Raw genomic sequence first — 18,743 nt, forward strand, 5'->3', positions numbered from 1 at the left:
GGAGGCGACATGGGCATCGCCACATCGGATGGGGTTTCCATCTACTACGAACGGCACGGCGCCGGGCCGGCCATCCTGTTCGTGCACGGCTCCGGCGGGCACCACGCCGCCTGGTGGCAGCAGGTCGCCGCGCTGCGCGGCACATTCACCGTCGTCACCGTCGATCTGCGCGGCTTCGGGAACTCGGATTCGTCCATGCCGGAGTTCGACGGGCAGGACTTCCCGGGCGACATCCTCGCGGTGCTCGACCAGGAGGACCTCACCGACGTGCTGCTGGTCGGGCAGTCGATCGGCGCGGTCGCGGCGCTGCGCGCCGGCCTCGCCCGCCCCTCCCGCGTCTCCGGGGTCGCGCTCGCGCACTCGCTCGGCGGGATCGCCGACCCGGCGCTCTCGTCACTCGTCGCGGCCGACCGAGCCGAAGCCGTGAAACTTCCCGTTCTGGACCGCCTGTTGTCGGCCTCCTTTCAGCGCGCGGAGCCGGCCTTGACGTTCCTGTTCCAGCAGATGGGCACGTTCAACGTCGCCAAGATGGCGGACCTGCGCAACCTCTCCACCGGCGGGCCGTCCATCGACGAGGTCGCCGGCTCCGGCCTGAAGATCACCTTCCTGGCCGGCGAGAACGACGCGGTGCTCAGCGCGGCGACCGTCCGGCGGGCGCACGAGCTGGTCAAGGGCTCGGCGCTGGAACTGATCCCGGACGCGCCGCACTCCATGTACTGGGAGGCGCCGGCGTTGTTCAACGCCGCCGTGACCCGCATCCGCGAGGCGATCATCCCCCTCACCCGAAATGCGGAGGTCGACTGATGCCCAAGCTCACCCTGGCCGATGCCGACGAGATCGTCGAGGCCTGCCAGAAAGCCGGCACCGGCCTCGGCAAGGCGCTCAGCATCGCGGTCGTCGACGCCGGCGGATTCCTGCTGTGCGTCAAACGCTCCGACGGGGCGCGGCCGCTCACCCCGAACATCGCGATCGCCAAGGCCTACAGCTCGGCGGTGATGGAACGGCCGACCCGGATGCTCAAGGCGTGGGCGGAGAGCAACCCCGGCTTCTTCGCGTCGCTGTCGACGATGGGCGCGCAGCCGATCGTGGCCACCGAGGGCGGCGTGACGATCAAACGGGACGGCGAGGTCATCGGCGGCCTCGGCATCTCCGGCGGCACCGGCGAGGAGGACCAGCAGGTCTGCGACGAGGTTCTCGGTGCGCTCGGCTACGAACTGCAGTTCCAGGCGTGGGGAGGGCCCCGCAATGGCTGACACCCACAAATTCCGGATCGATCATCATGGCAGCCTGGTGCGGCCGGCCGAGCTGATCGCCGCCCGGCAACGCCGCGCCGCCGGCGAGATCTCGGCGGACGAGTTGCGGTCCGCCGAGGACCAGGCAATTGCCGAGGCCGTACGCATGCAGCGCAAGCTCAGCCTGAGCGCGGTCACCGACGGCGAGTTCCGGCGCTCGTCACTCGGCTCGGCCGTTTTCGACGCGATGAGCGGCTTCCGGCGCGCCGACGGTGGCGGCTGGGTTGCGGTCGACGAGCTGAAGCCGCACGCGTCTCTCGTCGCTGACGATGCGGCGGCCGTGGCGGCGCAGACCGTGATTCCCGCCAAGGCGACTCTGCCGTCGCCGGCTTTCCTGGCGGCTCAGTGCTTCGACCCCGCGGCCGGATCGCCGTTCGGCAGCGCGCGGGAACTCGGTGAGGCGCTCGCCTTTCTGGTTCGCGACGAGATCGAGGCGATCCTGGCGCGTGGGGTCCGATACATCCAGCTGGACAACCACCTCTACGCGGCGGCGCTGAACGGCGGGTCGTTCCCCGGGCTGTCGCTGGCGGACGCGATCGCGATCGACTCGCTCGCCATCCCAGCCGCCAAGCCCGACGATGTGCGAATCGGCCTGTGCCCGGCGGTCCGCACCCCCGACTCGGTCGCCGCGGCCGTAGCGTCGCAGCTGTTCGCGTCGGTCCCGGTAGATCGGTGGCTGCTGCCGTACTACAACGGTGCCGCCGCCGAAGTAGAACTCTTGCGGGCCGTGCCTAGCTCGAAGGACGTCTGCCTGGGGATCGTCGACCCGACAGTGGTAGAACTCGAAGACATCGACGCCATCATGGACCGGATGGACGTCGCGTTCGGGATCCGCGACCTGGAAGACATCGCGGTCAGCCCGGCGGCCGGTTTCGCACCGACGGCCGACGGCCCATCGATCGGCATCGAGGAGCAGAAACGGAAGCTGATCCACGTCGAGACGATCGCCCGCATGTGCTGGGGCAACGAACTGTAGCCTCACCTCACAGCGTCTCGGCGAACAGGACGGTGCGGTCGGTCAGGCGCGGGCGCACCGTTCCCAGAATGTATTCCGCGAAGTGTTCCGAGGCGGTGTGCGCGTCGAATGCGGCGCGGTCGGTGTACTGCTCGTAGAGAATGAACGCCGGCGGCTCGGCGCCTTCCTCGGCGTGCACCTCGTAGGCCAGGTTGCCGGGCTCCGCACGGGTGTGCTCCCGCATCGTGAGCAGGGCGTCCCGGATGAGCGCGGCCTCCTGCGCCGAGCACCGGTAGTGGGCGATCACCGCGTACGGCATGAGATCCTCCAAGGGTCTTTTCGCCCTGGAATTCCATCAGATTTCGGCCGCCGGGTTCAGTGCGCGCGATGCAAGCAATGCATGCCGCCGACCGCATTGTTGACCACCATTCGCGTTCCTAGAATTCGGCGTAATGCGATCCGAGGAGTGGTGATGTTCGTGCGAACCATGGAGACACTGGCCGGCGGCGAGTGGACCGGGTCCGGGACGTGGGTGGACGTTTTCGACCCGGTGGACGTGCGGCAGCCGGTGGTCCGGGTTCCGGCGCTCACCGCGGCCCAGGTCACCGGGATCTACGCCGCCGCCGCGGCCGGTTTCGCCACGTGGCGGCGCACGCCGGCGCTGGCCCGGGCAAAGATCCTGGCCCGCGCCGCGTCGCTGCTGCGGGTGCGGTCGGCCGAGATCGCCCTCGGCGTGGTCACCGAGAACGGCAAGACCCTCGGCGAGGCGCGTGTCGAGGTGGAGAAGGCCGCCGATTTCTTCGACTACTACGCGGGGCAGGCCCGGGAGGCGTACGGGTCGCTGGTCCACGACGTCCGCCCGGACACCCGCACCTCGTTCCAGCGCGAGCCGATCGGCGTGGTCCTGGCCATCACACCGTGGAACGACCCGCTGATCACCCCGGCCCGCAAGCTGGCGCCGGCGCTGGCCGCGGGCAACGCCGTAGTTCTCAAGCCCGCCTCCGAGACGCCGACCTCGGCGCTCTACCTGGCGCACGCGCTGCACGACGCCGGGCTGCCGGCCGGTGTGCTCAGCGTGGTCACCGGGCGCACCGCGGAGATCTCCGACGCGTTGCTCGACGATCCGCGGATCGCGGCGCTCACCTTCACCGGCAGCAACGAGGTGGGGGAGGGGCTGCGGGCCCGGGTCGCGCCGCGCAACGTCCGTTTCCAGGCCGAGCTGGGCGGGAAGAATGCTTCCGTGGTGCTCGCCGGAGCCGACCTGGCCGCCGCCGCGACCGCCGTGGTGGCCGCGGCGTTCGGGCAGGCGGGGCAGCGCTGCACGGCCACCAGCCGGGTGCTGGTCGACCGGTCCGTGCACGATGCGTTCCTCGACCTGCTGCGCTCGCGTGTCTCCGCGTTGCGGCTCGGGCCGGGGCAGGATGCCGCCACCAACGTCGGACCGCTGGTCAGCCGCAACCAGCAGGACGGCGTGCTCCAGCACATCGTGGCCGCTGTCAAACAGGGCGCGCAGGTCGAGCTCGGCGGCGACGTCCCGGCCGGCGAGCTCGCCAACGGCTGTTACGTCAACCCGACCATCCTGGCCGGTGTCACCGGCGAGATGGACATCTGGCGCGACGAGGTGTTCGGGCCGGTCCTCGCGGTCCGCGCCTGCGACGGCCTCGACGAGGCGATCGCGCTGGTCAACGACTCCGACTACGGCTTGGCGGCGGCGGTGTTCACCGACAGTCTCGAGGCCGCCTACCGGTTCGCCGACGAGGTCGACTGCGGGCAGATCGCGGTCAACACCACGACCTCGGGCTGGGACGTGCACCACCCGTTCGGTGGCTTCCGGAACTCCGGGTCGGCCTTCAAGGAGCAGGGGACCGAGGCGCTGCACTTCTACACCCGGGTCAAATCCGTCGCCGTCCACTTCGGGCGGTGAGCGAGCGTGGCGGACCGGACCATCGGGATCGTCGGCGCCGGCATCGTCGGGCTGGCGATCGGTAGAGAACTCATCCGGCGGCGTTCTGGAACTCGCGTGGTCGTGATGGAGAAGGAGGACCGGGTCGCGGTCCATCAGACTGGCCACAATTCCGGAGTCGTCCACGCCGGGATCTACTACCAACCCGGAAGCCTCAAAGCACTTATGTGTACGCGTGGCGGCGCGATGCTCCGGGAGTACTGCAACGATCGCAAGCTGCCGTACGACGAGTGCGGCAAGCTGGTCGTCGCGGTCACGCCGGACGACGTGACCCGGCTCGACGCCCTCGCCGCCCGGGCCGGGATCAACCTGGTGCCGGGGCTGCGACGGGTCGGGGCGGACGAGATCCGTGACCTCGAGCCGCACGCGACCGGCCTGGCCGCGCTCTATTCGCCGAAGACCGCGATCACCGACTACGTCCGGATCGCCGAATCCTTTGCCGGCGACATCACGGCGGCCGGGGGAGAGGTGCGATTCAATTTCCCGGTCACCGGCGTCGCGCGCTCGCTCGGCGGGCTCACTGTCACGTCGCCGGCCGGCATCGTCCCGGTCGACGAGCTGATCGTCTGCGCCGGCATTCAGAGCGACCTGGTCGCCCGGTTCGCCGGGGATGCCGCCGAGCCACGGATCATTCCGTTCCGCGGCGAATACATGCGAGTCGTGCCGGCGAAAACACACCTGATTCGCGGGCTCATTTATCCCGTACCCGATCCGCGTTATCCGTTTTTGGGGGTTCATTTCACCCGGCGGGTCGACGGATCGGTCGAGGTGGGCCCGAACGCGGTCCTGGCCACCGCCCGCGAGGGTTATCGGCTGCGCGATTTCTCGCCGCGCGACGTCGCCGGGATCGCCGGCTGGCCGGGGTCGTGGCGGATGGCTGGGCGGCATTGGCGCACCGGGATCCGCGAGTTGTACGGCTCGTTCTCGAAGAATGCTTACATGCGGGCGGCCCGCCGCTATGTGCCGGAGATCGGGCCGGCCGACGTCGTGCGGGCCGGCGCCGGCGTACGTGCTCAAGCTCTTGATCGTGACGGCAGCCTGGTCGACGACTTCCGCATCCACCGGCTCGGGGCGGTCACCGCCGTACGCAATGCGCCGTCGCCGGCCGCCACGTCGAGCATGGCCATTGCCGAACACGTCGTGAACGTTCTCGACGGCCGCTGACCGTCATTTCGTGCAAGAACCGCTTGCACGCCACGGACTCCGCACGAGCCGTTCTCCCATTTAGCGTCGAAATACGCCCCGGCCGAAAGGCCGGCACAGGAAGGAAGAAGCCCATGTTCGTCGTCGACTCCCAGGTGCACATCTGGAAGGAGGAGACCCCGGATCGCCCGTGGGTCCCCGGCGCCCGCGAGCGGATCCGCCTCAACGGCCACCGCGAGGACCCGTTCAGCTACGAGGAATGCCTCCAGCTGATGGACGACGCCGGCGTCAACCGGGCGCTGATCCTTCCCCCGTCGTGGGAGGGCAACCGGATCGATTACGCCCTGGAGGCCTGCGAGGCCTATCCGGAACGCTTCGGAATCATGGCGCGCATTCCGCAGAACAAACCGGCCGAGGGTACGGCGATGCTCAAGGACTTCGCGCAGAACCCGTACATCAAAGGCACCCGGCTGACCTTCCACCGCCCGCAGGACCGCAACTGGATGATCGACGGCACCAACGACTGGTACTGGCCGATCGCCGAGGAGCTGAACATCCCGACGATGGTGCACGCCCCGGTGTGGAAGGCCGAACTCGGCCAGATCGCCGGCCGTCACCCCGGCCTGAAGATCATCATCGACCACATGGGGATCATGGCCCGGTGCGTCGACGACGCCATCGGTTACTGGGTGCAGGAGACGGCCGACCTGCACAACTACCCGAACATCTACGTGAAGGTGTCGGCGCTGCCGGGCTACTCGACCGCGCCGTTCCCCAATCTGAACATCGAGAAGTACGTGCGTGAGATGGTCGACAAGATGGGCCCGGAGCGCTGCTTCTGGGGCACCGACATCACCCGGCTGCTCGGGCACGGCCTGAGCTACGTCGAAACCATCGAGCAGTTCACCAAGCACTTCGACTTCACCCCCGAGGAACTCGAATGGATCATGGGCCGGGGCATCTGCGAGTGCCTGGACTGGCCGATCAGCGAGCCGGCGAAGTGACTGGCGGCGGCGCCGGGGCCGAGGCGCGGACCGACGGTGGCGACGCCGTCATCGAGGCCTTCGCGGCGGCCGGCGCCGACTACGTCTTCTCCTCGCCGGGCTCGGAGTGGGCGCCGGTGTGGGAATCGATCGCTCGCCGCCACCGCGACGGGCTGCCGTGCCCGTCGTATCTGGATCTGACGCACGAGACGGTCGCGGTCGGGATGGCCACCGGCTACGGCCTGGTCACCCGGCGCGGCCAGGGCGTGCTGCTGCACGCCGGTCCCGGCCTGCTGCAGGGGTCGGTCGCCATCCACGGGGCGCTGCTGGCGGGGGTGCCGATGGTGGTGGCCTCCTCCGAGTCGACCACCTACGGGGACGGGCCGGGTCCCGACCCGGGCGGCCAGTGGTACCGCAACCTGTCCGTGGTGGGCGGCCCGCACACGATGGCGGCGCCGTTCACGAAGTGGGCGACGCAGGCCGGCAGCGTGCACACGCTGCCCACGATGGTGACCCGGGCTCTCGAACTCGCATCGCGCGCGCCGGCCGGGCCGGTCTACCTGAACATTCCGCTCGAAGTTCTGCTCGAGCCCTGGGACTCTTCTACAACGGTCAAGCCGGTGGTGGCCAAGGGAACGACCGTAAGCTCTCCATCGGATATCTCGGCAGTTCTAGATCTCATCCGCGAAGCTGCCAATCCGGTCATCGTCACCGAGACGGCCGGGCGCGAAGAGGACGGGATGGCGGCGCTCGTCGCGTTCGCCGAGGCGTTCCGGATCCCGGTCGTCGAGCCCAACTCGGCGGTCTGCGCCAACTTCCCGCGCGACCACGAGCTGCACGCCGGCGGCGACCTGGAGCCGTGGGTCGACGCCGCCGACCTGATCATCCTGGTCAACTGCCGGGCGCCGTTCTACCCGCCGTCGCGTAGGCCCGCCCGCGCCCGGATCGTGGTCGTCGACGACGTGCCGCAGCGGCCGCACACCGTCTACCAGGTGTTGCGGGCCGACGCGTACCTCGAAGGCGGTGTCGCGGCGACGCTGCGCGAGCTGGCCGCGCAGGCCGGTCCGGCACCCACCCGGCCCGGGGTTGCCGACCATCACGCGATCGAGACCGCGGCGGTCCGCGCCGCCGAGGAGAAGGCCGCGGAGCTCGACCCGGTGCAGGTCGTGGCCGCGCTGCGCGGGCTGGCCGACGATGCGATCTATGTCGACGAGACCATCACGCACAGCCGCCTCGTCCAGCGACATCTGCAACTCACCCGCCCGGACTCCTACTTCTACGTGCAGGGCGGCCTGGGCCAGGGTCTCGCCGTGGCGCTCGGCGTGAAGCTCGCCGTTGCCGATCGCCCGGTCGTGCTGACCATCGGCGACGGCGCATTCCTCTACAACCCGGTGATCCCGTCGCTGCAGGCCGCCAAGGACAACAACCTGCCGCTGCTGATCGTGGTGTTCAACAACCACGAGTACCGCTCGATGAAGATGAACCACCTGCGCTTCTACCCGCGGGGCGCGGCGGTCGAGACCGGCGAGTTCCTGGGCAACGACCTGTCCACCCAGCCGCCCCTGTCCGCGTTCGCCGAGCCGTTCGGCATGCACGGCGAGACGGTCACCCAGGCGTCCGAGCTGGCGCCGGCGCTGGACCGGGCCCTGAAGTCCGTCCGCAACGGCACCACCGCGATCGTCGACGTCCACGTCTCACGCTGACCCCCTCTGGAGAGACCCCGATGCCAGTCGTGATCCCGGCCGCCGACCTGCGCGGTTTCCTCACCGAACTGTTCACCTCGGCCGTGCCCGACCCCGCGCACGCCCGCACGATCACCGACGTGCTGATGTGGGCCAGCCTGCGCGGCGTCGACTCGCACGGCGTGGCCCGGGTGCCGCGCTACCTGGAACTGCTCGACTCCGGCGAGGCCAACCCGGCGCCGTCGATGACCTTCGCCGGCAGCGCCGCCGGCGTGACCGTGCTGGACGCCGACCGCGCGCCCGGCCCGGTCGCCCTGACCGCGGCCGCCGCCGAGGCGATCAGCCGGGCCCGCACCGGCGGCATCGGCGCGGTCGGCGTGCGCCGGACCGTCCACACCGGCGCGATCGGCTACTACACCTCGCAGATCGCCGACGCCGGCCTGATCGGCATCGCGTTCGTGGCCGGCATGCCGAACATGAGCTACCCGGGCGTGACCGGCGCCGCGGTCGCCACCAGCCCGCTCGCCATCTCGGTGCCGGCCGCCGCCGGCCGCCCGCCGGTGCTGCTGGACATGGCCACCGCCGGCATCGCGCTCGGCAAGATCGCCCAATACCGCAACGCCGGCCAGCAACTGCCCGAGGGCGTGGCCGCGACCGCCGACGGCACCCCCACGACGGACCCGGCGCTGGCCAAGATGCCGTTGCCGCTCGGCGGGGCCAAGGGCGCCGGCATGTCACTGGTCTTCGAGCTGCTGACCAGCGTCCTGGTCGGCGCCCCGATCGTCTCGTCGTTCCACGCGGGCGGCCCGCACGGCCGCGCCCACCGGCAGAACGCCCTGCTCATCGCCCTGGACCCGGCCGCGTTCGGCGACCCGGCCGAGTTCGTCGCGGCGGTCACCGCCACCCTCGACACCGTGCACGCGCTGCCCCGGGCGAACGATTCCACCGAGATCCGTTACCCGGGCGAGCACAGTGCCGCGGTGGCCGAGACCCGCGCGGCGACCGGCGTCCCGGTCGGCCCGAAGGTCTGGGCCGAGCTGGAGGTGGCCGCCGACAAACTAGGCGTCACCGTCCCGAAGCCGGAGTGAACGAGATAAAAATGGGGATTCAGAGCTACGTCTCCGACCGTTATCAGGCCAATATATTGACGGCGCGCGAAACAATCAGAACGACGATGATCAGAGATGACGCGGCCTGCAGCATCATCAGGTATTTAGCATATCGGGCGAGCGGGATTGTATCCCCCGGGCCAAATCCGGCCGCATTCGTGAAGGACAAATAGAGATAGTCGCCGAAGCGCGACTCCCAATCGCTTGGACTTAGGTCCGGCTCGCTCATCTGCTGGAAAAGAATGCCAGGGTAGGGGTTGATTCCATGCGCCCGCGCGGCTGGTCCACCCCTGTCCACCTGCCAGTAGGTCAGGGCGAAGAACAGAATGTTGGTAACCCAGATCGCAGCGCCACTGAGCAGTAGATGGTGGCCGTCGGCCTTCGCCGGTGTCGTCCAGATCTGATGCAGCACCCTGCCGATCGACAATGCGATCACCGTGGCGCTGACGGCGAGCAGTGACAGTTCCAGGCTGCGCAGCCAACGTGACAGATCTGCCCGACCTGGGTTCGCGAGGACGACAGTCAGCAACAAGGCCATCTCTGCGGCCGGCAGCAGCCAACGTGGACCGATGGCCATCTCCGGCGAAGCCCAGGTGATTGCCGCAATAACGGCGCTCGCTGCAGTGGCCGACCAACGGCGCTCACCTAGAGTCCGGCGGCGCCAGGCGGGTGTGTAATGGCCGCTCTCAGGATTAGTCATCGCACTGTCCTCGTCCGCGTGGGCACATTGCTCTCGGATGTGCACCGCCAGGCCGCCAACCGCATCGGGACCTTCGTCTGCCTCCGAGCGTGCGCGCCACTCGCAGGTTCAGTCAACGCCGACGGTGATCGTGGCGGTTGCGAGGCGTACCTGATGTTCGTTGTCACCGCGTTCCCGACGTTCGTGACCGGAAGCGGCACGCCGTCCAGGCGGACCTGCGGGGGCCGCATAGGTCGAGGTCGCGATAGCCGAGCACGACCAGCCTGCTGCCGGCGCCGTGGGACGAGGCACACTGCGGTCACCGGCAGGCCGGCGCATCCGCAGCTACCGGAAATATCGACCGGGAGGCCCTGCGCCGCGCCCACGAGCTCGCCCGCATGCCGGAGGCGCAGCCCCTGGTCGCGGCGGCCGAGGAACTGGCCCGCGTCACCCGCACCCGGCTCGGCGCGGAACCGTCCGGACCACATCGGCCGGACGAGGTCATCCCCGGCCTCACCGCATCCGCCGACCACGCAAACCCAAAGCCGGAACCATGGGTCCCGGTGTCAGCCGGCCCGCTCGGCATCAGGCGATGAACCGGGTGGGGCAACGGCGGACGACCAGGAAGAGGGTGTGACGGGCGTGTGACTATCTCCCTCGTAGGCTTGGCCCGAGCCCGGGGGAGACGGATGAGAGTCCTGGTGGTGGAGGATCATGCTCGGCTGGCCGCCTCGGTGGCGCGGGTGCTGCGGCGCGAAGGCATGGCGGTCGACGTCGCCCCGGACGGGACAGCGGCGCTGGAACGCACCGCGGAGACCGACTACGACGTCGTCGTGCTCGACCGGGACCTGCCCGGCGTGCACGGCGACGACGTGTGCCGCCGGCTGATGCGGGAGCCGGTCCGCACCCGGGTGCTCATGCTGACCGCCGCCGGCGCCATCGCCGACCGGGTGCAGGGGCTCACCATCGGCGCCGACGACTATCTGCCGAAGCCGTTCGCCTATCCGGAGCTGGTGGCCCGCATCCGGGCACTCGGCCGCCGCAGCCAGCCGGCCGTGCCGCCGGTTCTGGTGCACGGCGACCTCGCGCTCGACCCGGCCAGACGGGTCGCCAGCCGGGCCGGCGCCACCCTGCCGCTCAACCCCAAGGAGCTGGGCGTCCTGGAGTGCCTGCTCGCCGCGCGGGGCCGGGTCGTCTCCGCCGAGGAGCTGCTGGAACGCGTCTGGGACTCGGCCACCGACCCGTTCACCACCACCGTGAAGGCCACGATGAACCGACTTCGCGCCAAACTCGGCGAGCCACCCGTCATCGAGACGGTGCCCCGCACCGGCTACCGGATCTGAGCGGGGTTGCGCATGACGGTCCGGCTGCGGCTCACCCTTCTGTACGGGGTCCTCTTCCTGTTTTCCGGCGCGCTTCTGCTGACCATCACCTACCTCCTGATGCTGCAGAAGGGGTCGAGCATCTCGATGTCCACGCACAGCCCGATTACCGCGGGCGGCCAGACCGTCAACACCGTCGTGGTGCAGACGCTGCCGGGCTCGGTGGTGAACGCGCTGCCGGGTGGCGCCCTCACCGAGGCCGAGGGGCGCCTCCGGGACGTGGTCGAGGCGCAGGCCTCAGCGCGGCAGTCGGCGATCATGCGGCAGCTGATCACCCAGTCGGGCATCGCGCTGGCCATCATGGCGGTCGTCGCGGCCGGGCTCGGCCGGCTGGTGGCCGGTCGGGTGCTGCGGCCGCTGCAGACCATGACGAGCAGCATCCGGCAGATCTCGGCGCGCAACGTGCACGAGCGGCTGGCCGCCACCGGGCCGCGCGACGAGCTGCGGAACCTCGCCGAGACGATCGACGGGTTGCTCGGCCGGCTCGAGTCGGCCCTCGAGTCGCACAAGCGGTTCGTCGCCAACGCCGCGCACGAGCTGCGGACGCCGCTGACCCTGGAACACGCCCTGCTCGAGGAGGCGGTGATCGACCCGGACGCTACGGCGGAGACGTTCCGGGCGCGGTTCGGGGAGCTGATGGTCCTGAGCGAGCAGCAGGCCCGGCTGCTGGAATCGCTGCTGGTGCTGGCGACCAGCGAGCGCGGCCTGGATCGCCGGGAGAGCGTCGATCTGTCCGCGCTGACCGGCGACGTGCTGCGGGCCACGCGGCCGGGCGGCCCGGAGGTGGTGGCCGATCTCGGCCCGGCCCCGGTCACCGGCGACCCGGCGCTGGTCGAAAGCCTGGTGGCCAACCTGGTGGACAACGCGATGAGCTACAACGTCCCGGGCGGCCGCGTCGAGGTGGCCACCGGCACCCGGGACGAGCGCACGTTTCTCGCGGTGACCAACACCGGGCCGCCGGTCCCGCCGGAGATGGTGGACCGTCTGCTCCACCCGTTCCAGCGGCTCGACCGGACGGCCGCGGACGACGGTCATCACGGCCTCGGACTGTCCATCGTGCAGGCCATCGTCACCGCCCACGCGGCCGAGTTGACCGTCCGTGCCCGGCCGGCCGGCGGCCTCGAGCTGACGGTGTTGTTCGCCGCCGAAAAGGCGGTTCTTGTGCCCGTCGTGTGACCGCTCGAAGCGTAGAACAATACGTATGCCGACCAATCGAAAAGTACTGTTCGGAATCGCGATCCTGCTCGGTTTCCTGACTGCCGGATGCGGTGCCGGATCCGATGATTCGTCGTCCGGCGGCGACACTTTCCAGCAGAATCTGGCCTACGCGAAATGCCTGCGGGCGAACGGGTTGCCGACGTTCCCCGACCCGGAGCAGGTGGGCGGCGGAACAAAGGTCGGCGGCGGGGAGCTGCTGGACACTCCGGCCGGGAAGAAGGCCGCCGAGGCCTGCCGGGACAAGCAGCCGCAGGACGACGGGGACGCCGCCGGCGGTGACGGCCTCGATCAGTCGAAGGTCTCGGCCTGGATGAAATGCATGCGCGCCGCGCTCGCCAAGTTCCCGGGCGGGCAGGTGACCGGAAGCACCATTACGATAAATCTCGCCGGCACCGGGATCAAAGGCGACTCCACCGAATTCGAGACCGCCCGAAAATCGTGTGAGTCCGATTTTCCCGGGGGCTCGCTGAAAGTCGTGGACCAGTGAGACGGCGGGCACTTATCCTGTTTCCCGCGCTGGCGGTCGGCTCGGCCGCGGTGGCCGCGGGCACCGGCCTGCTGGGCGGCGGAGGCGCGAGCCCCGCGGGCGCCGCTCGCACCGGGCCGCCGGCCACCGCGACGGTGGGGCGGAGGACCATGACCCGTTCCCAGACGGTCGACGGGACGCTGGGCTACGGCGATTCCGCCCCGGTGGCGGCCGGCGCCCCGGGCATGGTCACGTGGCTGCCGGCCGAGGCCGATGTCATCGCCCGCGGTGACACGGTCTACCGCGTCGACCAGAAGCGGATCCCGCTCCTCTACGGTTCCATCCCGCTCTACCGCACACTGTCGGCCGGCCGCGCGGGCGACGACGTGCGGCAGCTCGAGCGGAACCTCGCCGCGCTCGGGTACCGCGGGTTCACGGCCGACGGGAAGTACACCGCGGCCACGGCGGGCGCGGTGCGCGAGTGGCAGCGCGACCTCGGCCGGGACCGGACCGGCGTGGTGCAGCCGGGCGACGCCGTGGTGTCATCGGGGGCACGCCGCGTTGCCACGCTCACCGCCACGCCCGGGACCGCCGCGTCCGGGGTCCTGATGCAGTGGACCGGCACCACCCCGATCGTGGGGGTCGACCTGGACACCGACTACGCCGATCTGGTCAAGGTCGGCGCGGTGGCGACGGTGCGGCTGCCGGACGAGACCACGGTTCCGGCGCGGGTCACCCGGATCGGCACGCCGGCCGCGAAGGAGAAGGGCGGGGGCGCGACCCTGCCGGTGCGGCTGGCCGTGACCGACCCGGCGAAGCTGGGCAGTTACCGGGTCTCCCGGGTCGACGTGGACCTCACCGCCGAGACCCGCACGAATGTGCTCGCGGTGCCGGTGGATGCCCTCGTGGCCCGTCCCGGTGGCGGCTACGCGGTCGTGGTGGGCGGCGACTACGTGCCGGTCACCACCGGACTGTTCGCCGGTGGCTACGTCGAGGTGACCGGGGTCGCCGAGGGCGCATCGGTGGGGGTGCCCCAATGACGGGTCCGGTGACCGCCCCGATCGTCGACCTCCACCAGGTCGCCAAGCGGTACGGCGCGCTGACCGCGCTGCGCGACGCCGACCTGCGGATCGAGCGGGGCGAACTGCTCGCCGTCGTCGGCCCGTCCGGCTCCGGCAAGTCCACCCTGCTCAACATCATGGGCACCCTCGACCGGCCGACGTCGGGCACCCTGCGCGTCGACGGGTTCGACATCGGCGAGCTCAGCGATCGGGAACTCTCCGCGCTGCGCGCCGCCGCCATCGGCTTCGTCTTCCAGCAGTTCCACCTCGCCCGCGGCGTGCCCGCCCTCGACATCGTCGCCGACGGCCTGCTCTACCAGGGAAAGCGGCTCTCGCACCGGCGGCAGGCGGCCGAACGGGCGCTGCGCCGGGTCGGCCTCGGAGATCGGATGCGGCACCGGCCGCACGAGCTGTCCGGCGGCGAGCAGCAGCGGGTGGCGATCGCCCGGGCGGTGCTCGGCGACCCGCCGCTGCTGATGGCCGACGAGCCGACCGGCAACCTCGACTCACACGCCGGCGGCGTCGTCATGGAACTGCTGCACGAGCTGCACGCCGGCGGCACAACGGTCGTGATCATCACCCACGACCGGGACATCGCGGCCACGTTGCCGCGCGAGGTCCGGTTGCGGGACGGCCGCATCGAGCACGACGGGGCGACCCGATGAACGCGACCCCGCGGCAGCCGGCCCGGATGGCGGCGGCCGACGTCGTCCGGGTCGGCGGGTACGGCCTGCGATCGCGGCCGCTGCGGGTGGTCCTGTCGGCGCTGGGCATCGCCATCGGCATCGCGGCGATGGTCGGCGTCATGGGCATCTCGGCGTCGTCGCGGCACGAGCTCGCGTTCGGCACGAACCTGTTGACCGTGGCGCCCGGCCACCTGCCCGGCGGCGACGGCGCGCATCTGCCGGACACCGCCCTCGGCATGATCGGTGCGATGCCGGGTGTCGAGCGGGTCTCCGCGGTCGGCCGGACCGAGGCCCGGGTCTACCGCAACGACCACCTCCCGGTCGAGCAGGCCGGGGGCATCACGGTGTACGCGGCCCGGGTGGACCTGCCGATGGTCACCGGCCTGGAGACGGTCGCGGGCGGCTGGCTCAACGAGGCCCAGGCGCGCTATCCGGCCGTCGTGCTCGGATCGACGGCGGCGAACCAGCTGGCCGTCTTCCGGACCGGGGCCGGCACCCTCGTCTGGCTCGGCGGCCGGTGGTTCACGGTGGTCGGCATCCTCGCCCCCGACGATCTGCTCTCCGACCTGGACTACGGCGCGTTCGTCGGGTGGCCGGTGGCCGAGGCGGAACTGGGCTTCGACGGTTATCCGACCACGATCTACACCCGGGCCGCGGAGAGCGCCGTCACCGCCGTACAACCGCTGCTCGGAGCCACCGCCAACCCGGAGGATCCCGGCCTGGTCGAGGTCTCGCGCCCGTCGCAGGTGCTGGCGGCGAAACAGGCCACCGAGCGAACGTTCAGCGCCCTGCTGGTCGGCCTGGGCGCGGTGGCGCTGCTGGTCGGCGGGATCGGGGTGGCCAACACGATGGTCATCTCGGTGCTGGAACGCCGGGCGGAGATCGGCCTGCGCCGCTCGCTCGGCGCCACCCGTGGCCAGATCCGTACCCAATTTCTGTCCGAGGCTCTGCTGCTGTCGCTGCTCGGCGGCGTGGGCGGGGTGGTGCTCGGCATCGGCGTCACCGCCGCCTTCGCGACCTGTCAGGCGTGGACGACCGTGGTCCCGGTCTGGGCGATGGCCGGCGGGGTGGGCGCCACCCTGGTCATCGGCGGCGTGGCCGGCTTCTACCCGGCGATGCGGGCCGCCCGGATGTCACCCACCGAGGCCCTCGGGAGCGCGTAGCAGCGGGCCCCTGAACTCGCGGGACGTTCAGGGACCTGCGCGCTGCGGCGTTCCCACTCATCCCCGGCCGGGTGACCGCTCGTCGTGAAGGGACGGTGTTAAGAGCGTTCCCAGTCACCTCGCAGCTGAGGCGCAGCGAGCGGCCAGCGGGCTGATAGAAGATGCCGGCATGGTGTCCGAGCGGGTCCGTGCCTTGATCCCGCAGCAGCCCCACCTGAGCCGCGTCTCGTTGCGCACCAAGCTGGTCGCCTCGGTGCTGGTCCTGGTCTTCGCCGCGCTCTCCCTGATCAGCCTGATCAGCACCTACGTCCTGCACAGCTACCTGATCTCGCGGCTGGACGACCAGCTCCGCGCGTTCGCCGACACCTCGGTGGAGACCGCCGCCAGCAACAATCGCGCGCTCACCCACTACTGGGTGGTCGTGCCACCGGACTACCTGGCCGCGGTGACCTCGGTCTCCGGCGTGGGTGACGTCTACGCCGGTGGCAAACTGACCACCACCGACCTGCCGGCGATCCTGTCCGGCCTCGACGAGATCAACGCCCACGCGGACACGCCCTACACGGCGCGCTCGGCCAACGGCGCGTACGTGTGGCGAATGCTGGTGGTCCGGCTCAGCAACGACTCGGTGCTGCACGTCGGGCAGCGGATGGCCGGCATCGACGACGCCATCGCGCGCCTGATCCGCGCCGACGTGCTGGTCGGTGTCGGCGCGCTGATCGCGCTGGCGTCGCTCGGCGCGGCCCTGGTGCGGCGGAGCCTGATGCCTCTGCTGCAGATCGAGCGCACCGCCGCCGCGATCGGCGCCGGCGACCTCACCCAGCGCGTGCCCGACCCCGAGGACCACGACGGCGCGGATCCCACCACCGAGCTGGGCCGGTTGTCGCACGCGCTGAACGCCATGCTGGCTCAGATCGAGGCGGCCTTCACCGCGCGGGCGCAGTCCGAGCACGCGGCCCGGGACGCAGCCGAGGCCGCCCAGCTCTCCGAGGCGCGGGCGCTCGCCTCGGCGACGCAGGCGCTGTCCTCCGAGGCCCGGGCAGTGGCTTCGGAGGCAAAGATGCGGCAGTTCGTGGCGGACGCATCGCACGAGCTGCGCACCCCGCTGACCACCATCCGCGGCTTCGCCGAGCTCTGCCGCCAGGGCGCGGTCACCGACCCCGGCAGCATGGCCCGGCTGGTGCGCCGGATCGAGGACGAGGCCGCCCGGATGGGCCTGCTCGTTACGGACCTGCTGTTGCTGGCCCGGCTCGACCAGGAACGGCCGCTGACACTCGGCCCGGTCGAGTTGCCGGTGCTGGCACTGGAGGCAGTGCAGGCGGCCGAAGCCATGGCGCCCGGCCGAGAGATCAACCTCGAGGTCAAGGACAAACCTCAACAGCTGGTGGCGTACGGCGATGATGCTCGTCTCCGTCAGGTGATCGGCAACCTGATGACCAACGCGCTCGTGCACACCCCGCCGGACGCCGCCGTCACGCTGCGGTTGTCCGCCGAGCCCGGCAACCGGCTGACGGTGGAGATCTCCGACACCGGCCAGGGCCTGTCCGAGGAGCAGAAGACCCTCGTCTTCGAACGGTTCTACCGCGCCGACGAGGCACGCACCCGGCACACCGACCGGGCGGCAACCGGCACCGGACTCGGCCTGTCGATCGTCGCGGCGATCGTCCGAGCACACCAGGGCACCGTCGAGGTGATCAGCGAACAAGGCCGCGGAGCCACCTTCCGGGTCACCCTGCCGGGGTACTCAGCACCCGAATGACGCCCCCGCGGGTTGCGGTCCTGGCGCACAATCCGGGCATGCTCTGGAGGCGACAGGCGGAGTGCCCGGTGCGGCCGGTCGAGCAGGCCTGGATCGAGCGATCAATGGACTGGCTGGTCTCCCAGTTCGGCACGACCAGGCTGAGCGCGGAGGTGGTCCTGCCCACCGACGATTACTTCCCCGGCACCTACCGGGGCACCCGGGACGACGTCCGGGCGGTCCTGACCCGGCTCTGCTCCCACATGGAAATCGACATCGCGCGGATCGACCTGGAACACGACGAGGCCGACGACAACCCCGAACTGTCCGCACACGTCCCGATCACCACGGCCGGGACGGGCGCGGCCGGCCATCACCGCCTGCGCGACGGCCGCTCGGTGATCGGCATCCGCGACGATCAGGCCGCCCGCCCGATGGCCTTGGTGGCGACCCTCGCACACGAGCTGGGCCACGTCCTGCTGCTGGCCGACGGCCGCATCTCCGCCCGGCAACCGGACCACGAGCCCCTGACCGACCTGCTGACCATCTTCTTCGGCCTGGGCATCTTCACCGCCAACGCCGCCTTCGACTACTCACGAGAAGCCCGAGGCGCCTACGCCTACACCCAGACCAGCCGCCTCGGCTACCTGACCGAACCGATGTACGGCTACGGCCTGGCCCGCTACGCCCAACTCCGCGGCGAGCCGAACCCGCAGTGGGCCCGCCACCTCGACACCAACCCACGCACCTTCCTCAAACGCGGCCTCCGCTACCTGGCGACCTGACCGCCCACGGCGATCAGGTCATCCGGCCCCGGTCAGCCGTCTGTCCGGTTGCGCTGGGCGGCCGCGGTCTCTCCGCGTTGCCGCCCGGCGGCCTGGTCGGCGTCGTTGAGGGCTTTGCCCGGCCGGTGGTCCACGATCGAGCCGGAGTCCTGCCTGGCTTCCTTCTGGGCGCGGAACTCAGCAAGGCGCTGCTGCATCTCCGGCGACGGCTTGAGTTCCCGGGCCGGCCCCTCGAGCCCCTGCGGCGCCGGCTTCTCGGGACGGTTCGGATTGTCCGACATGTCAATCTCCTCAGTGACCGATCAGATCCAGCCGAGCCGCGGCCAGACACTGCCTTTCGACCGGAGGGTGGGTGGACTGCTCTGAGTGAACCAACCGATGCGTCGCTTTGAGAAGACACTTACGTCCTGCGGGCGCCTTTTGTAGTCGATCGGGGAC

At 70.5% G+C, this 18,743-nt stretch carries 20 protein-coding genes; 17 read left to right on the forward strand and 3 right to left on the reverse strand.

What is annotated here, in order from left to right; translation table 11 throughout:
• The first annotated feature begins 9 nt into the window (after window positions 1-9).
• From AB0E90_RS30685 to AB0E90_RS30695, 3 genes are read left to right on the forward strand one after another with little or no spacing between them, the layout of a single operon-like run.
• On the forward strand, window positions 10-804 hold the full coding sequence (locus AB0E90_RS30685) for an alpha/beta hydrolase (protein WP_360413504.1): 795 nt from the start codon (window positions 10-12) through the stop codon (window positions 802-804).
• Window positions 804-1,253, forward strand: a complete 450-nt coding sequence (locus AB0E90_RS30690) for a heme-binding protein (protein WP_360413507.1) — start codon at window positions 804-806, stop codon at window positions 1,251-1,253. Before AB0E90_RS30685 ends, AB0E90_RS30690 begins: the two co-directional genes overlap by 1 nt.
• Complete coding sequence (locus AB0E90_RS30695; protein WP_360413510.1) at window positions 1,246-2,268, forward strand: hypothetical protein; 1,023 nt, start codon at window positions 1,246-1,248, stop codon at window positions 2,266-2,268. Before AB0E90_RS30690 ends, AB0E90_RS30695 begins: the two co-directional genes overlap by 8 nt.
• A gap of 7 nt (window positions 2,269-2,275) precedes the next feature.
• On the opposite strand, the gene AB0E90_RS30700 is transcribed toward AB0E90_RS30695, so the two are convergent.
• Window positions 2,276-2,566, reverse strand: a complete 291-nt coding sequence (locus tag AB0E90_RS30700; RefSeq protein ID WP_360413513.1) for a putative quinol monooxygenase — start codon at window positions 2,564-2,566, stop codon at window positions 2,276-2,278.
• Window positions 2,567-2,719: 153 nt separating this feature from the next.
• On the opposite strand from AB0E90_RS30700, the gene AB0E90_RS30705 reads away from it, so the two are divergent.
• From AB0E90_RS30705 to AB0E90_RS30725, 5 genes are all read left to right on the forward strand, one after another.
• Window positions 2,720-4,171 carry an aldehyde dehydrogenase family protein gene (locus AB0E90_RS30705; RefSeq protein ID WP_360413516.1) on the forward strand — a complete coding sequence of 484 codons (1,452 nt, stop codon included), beginning with the start codon at window positions 2,720-2,722 and terminating at the stop codon, window positions 4,169-4,171.
• Between the two features lie 6 nt (window positions 4,172-4,177).
• Window positions 4,178-5,374: an L-2-hydroxyglutarate oxidase gene (gene lhgO, locus AB0E90_RS30710; RefSeq protein ID WP_360413519.1), complete on the forward strand. Its 1,197-nt coding sequence runs from the start codon at window positions 4,178-4,180 to the stop codon at window positions 5,372-5,374.
• Window positions 5,375-5,487: 113 nt separating this feature from the next.
• On the forward strand, window positions 5,488-6,357 hold the full coding sequence (locus tag AB0E90_RS30715) for an amidohydrolase family protein (RefSeq protein ID WP_360413522.1): 870 nt from the start codon (window positions 5,488-5,490) through the stop codon (window positions 6,355-6,357).
• Entirely contained in the window at window positions 6,354-8,039 is a 1,686-nt protein-coding gene (locus tag AB0E90_RS30720; protein WP_360413525.1) for a thiamine pyrophosphate-dependent enzyme, read from the forward strand. The genes AB0E90_RS30715 and AB0E90_RS30720 overlap by 4 nt, the downstream gene beginning before the upstream one ends.
• A 20-nt stretch (window positions 8,040-8,059) precedes the next feature.
• Complete coding sequence (locus AB0E90_RS30725; protein ID WP_360413528.1) at window positions 8,060-9,106, forward strand: Ldh family oxidoreductase; 1,047 nt, start codon at window positions 8,060-8,062, stop codon at window positions 9,104-9,106.
• Between the two features lie 43 nt (window positions 9,107-9,149).
• On the opposite strand, the gene AB0E90_RS30730 is transcribed toward AB0E90_RS30725, so the two are convergent.
• A complete protein-coding gene (locus AB0E90_RS30730; protein WP_360413531.1) occupies window positions 9,150-9,827 on the reverse strand; it encodes a hypothetical protein in 678 nt (225 codons plus the stop codon).
• Between the two features lie 377 nt (window positions 9,828-10,204).
• On the opposite strand from AB0E90_RS30730, the gene AB0E90_RS30735 reads away from it, so the two are divergent.
• From AB0E90_RS30735 to AB0E90_RS30775, 9 genes are all read left to right on the forward strand, one after another.
• Entirely contained in the window at window positions 10,205-10,402 is a 198-nt protein-coding gene (locus AB0E90_RS30735) for a hypothetical protein (RefSeq protein ID WP_360413534.1), read from the forward strand.
• A gap of 93 nt (window positions 10,403-10,495) precedes the next feature.
• A complete protein-coding gene (locus AB0E90_RS30740) occupies window positions 10,496-11,149 on the forward strand; it encodes a response regulator transcription factor (RefSeq protein ID WP_360413537.1) in 654 nt (217 codons plus the stop codon).
• A gap of 12 nt (window positions 11,150-11,161) precedes the next feature.
• A complete protein-coding gene (locus AB0E90_RS30745) occupies window positions 11,162-12,364 on the forward strand; it encodes an ATP-binding protein (protein ID WP_360413540.1) in 1,203 nt (400 codons plus the stop codon).
• 25 nt (window positions 12,365-12,389) lie between these two features.
• Window positions 12,390-12,893 carry a hypothetical protein gene (locus tag AB0E90_RS30750; protein ID WP_360413543.1) on the forward strand — a complete coding sequence of 168 codons (504 nt, stop codon included), beginning with the start codon at window positions 12,390-12,392 and terminating at the stop codon, window positions 12,891-12,893.
• The gene (locus AB0E90_RS30755) at window positions 12,890-13,912 is read left to right on the forward strand and encodes a peptidoglycan-binding domain-containing protein (protein WP_360413546.1); all 1,023 of its coding nucleotides are present in this window, start codon (window positions 12,890-12,892) and stop codon (window positions 13,910-13,912) included. Before AB0E90_RS30750 ends, AB0E90_RS30755 begins: the two co-directional genes overlap by 4 nt.
• Window positions 13,913-13,932: 20 nt before the next feature.
• On the forward strand, window positions 13,933-14,598 hold the full coding sequence (locus tag AB0E90_RS30760; protein WP_360414052.1) for an ABC transporter ATP-binding protein: 666 nt from the start codon (window positions 13,933-13,935) through the stop codon (window positions 14,596-14,598).
• Window positions 14,595-15,782: an ABC transporter permease gene (locus AB0E90_RS30765; protein WP_360413549.1), complete on the forward strand. Its 1,188-nt coding sequence runs from the start codon at window positions 14,595-14,597 to the stop codon at window positions 15,780-15,782. Before AB0E90_RS30760 ends, AB0E90_RS30765 begins: the two co-directional genes overlap by 4 nt.
• A 169-nt stretch (window positions 15,783-15,951) precedes the next feature.
• Window positions 15,952-17,541 carry a HAMP domain-containing sensor histidine kinase gene (locus AB0E90_RS30770; RefSeq protein WP_360413552.1) on the forward strand — a complete coding sequence of 530 codons (1,590 nt, stop codon included), beginning with the start codon at window positions 15,952-15,954 and terminating at the stop codon, window positions 17,539-17,541.
• Window positions 17,542-17,579: 38 nt separating this feature from the next.
• Window positions 17,580-18,305 carry a hypothetical protein gene (locus tag AB0E90_RS30775; RefSeq protein ID WP_360413555.1) on the forward strand — a complete coding sequence of 242 codons (726 nt, stop codon included), beginning with the start codon at window positions 17,580-17,582 and terminating at the stop codon, window positions 18,303-18,305.
• A 32-nt stretch (window positions 18,306-18,337) separates the two neighbouring features.
• On the opposite strand, the gene AB0E90_RS30780 is transcribed toward AB0E90_RS30775, so the two are convergent.
• Entirely contained in the window at window positions 18,338-18,586 is a 249-nt protein-coding gene (locus tag AB0E90_RS30780) for a hypothetical protein (protein WP_360413558.1), read from the reverse strand.
• Window positions 18,587-18,743 lie beyond the last annotated feature (157 nt).

It is taken from the genome of Actinoplanes sp. NPDC026619, assembly GCF_040638295.1.
Lineage (GTDB): Bacteria > Actinomycetota > Actinomycetes > Mycobacteriales > Micromonosporaceae > Actinoplanes.